Source organism: Streptomyces sp. P9(2023) (assembly GCF_032436795.1).
Taxonomy (GTDB): Bacteria; Actinomycetota; Actinomycetes; order Streptomycetales; family Streptomycetaceae; genus Streptomyces.
In genome coordinates this window covers 1-1,335 of sequence record NZ_JAUPWM010000092.1, presented here as the reverse complement: position 1 = coordinate 1,335, position 1,335 = coordinate 1, and the positions used below count along the sequence as shown (strand labels likewise).

The 1,335-nt window shown below is 69.1% G+C and carries 1 protein-coding gene; it reads left to right on the top strand.

What is annotated here, in order from left to right:
* Positions 1-246: 246 nt before the first annotated feature.
* On the top strand, positions 247-1,335 hold a 1,089-nt coding region (locus Q5762_RS36745), incomplete at its 3' end, for an IS110 family transposase (protein WP_315896664.1).

Here is a 1,335-nt window from a genome sequence, read left to right as displayed (position 1 = left end):
CGCTCATTAGAGGACCATCCCTTCTGCAGCCCTCACGAGTAGGGTTGTGACCTCTCGGTCCCGGCGGGTGCATGGCCATCGTCGCGAGCCGTTCGACGGCCAGCGTGAGTTCTGCCAGCCCTGCCGGGCCGAGGCCGTCTGATCGGCTTCAGGGACACGCCCCGCAGAGGGCCGATTAATGAGCTCCCGGCAGACGACCTCACCACCGGGCAGGTGCTCCGTCAGCGATACAGGAGTACGACGAGCGTGTTCATCGGATGGGACTGGGCGACCGAAACCCATGACGTGACCGTCATGGACGACACCGGCAAACGCATCGACCGGTGGGAACTGGCCCACACCGAGGAAGGCTTCGCCAAGACGCTGGCCCGGCTGCGCAAGCACGGAGCCCCGCAGGACCTGCCGGTCGCGATCGAGACCACCCGCGGCCTGGCCGTCGACCGGCTCCTGGCCGCAGGCCACCCGATCGTGCCGGTGCACCCCAACGCCTTCCACGCCATGCGGGCCCGGTGGGGTGCCTCCAAGGCCAAGACCGACGCCGGCGACAGCATGAAGCTCGCCGACTACCTGCGCACCGACGGTCACTTGCTGCCCCGCCTGGAACCCACCGAGCAGGCCACCCTCGACCTGCAGGCCCTCACCCGGACCCGCGCCGACCACGTCGAGGCCAAGGTCGCCGCCGTCAACCAGCTCGCCGCGCTCCTGGACGAACACTGGCCCGGCGGCAAGACGGTGTTCTTCGAGCTCGACAGCGACATCGCCATGGCCTTCCTGGAGCGATACCCCACCTCGGCCTCCGCCGCCAAGCTCACCGCCGGACGGCTCGAAGCCTGGTGCAAGCGCCACCACTACTCCGGCAAGAAGCCCGGCAGCGTCCTGATCGAACGTCTGCGTTCGGCGCCGACGGCGGCCTCTCGTCTCAGCGACGCCGTCATCGAGCGGCTCGTGCGCGTCCAGGTCCAGCTCGTGCAGGGCATACGCACCACCATCCGCGCCCTGGACAAGGCCATCGCCGAGGCCGTCGAAACCCACCCCTACGCGCCGCTGTTCGCCACCATGCCCCGCATCGGCAAGGTCAGCCTCGGCCAGGTCATCGGTGAGATCGGCCCGATCCTGGAACGCGCCCAGACCTGTGAACAACTCATCGCCGAAGCCGGTGTCGTCCCCGTCACCCGCGCCTCGGGCAAGTCCCGCACCGTCGCCTTCCGCTTCGCGACCAACCGCAGAGCCCGCGTCGCGCTCACGACCTTCGCCGACAACAGCCGGCACGGCAGCCAGTGGGCCGCAAAGATCTACAACGACGCCAGGGCCCGCAAGAAGCGACACCCCCACGCC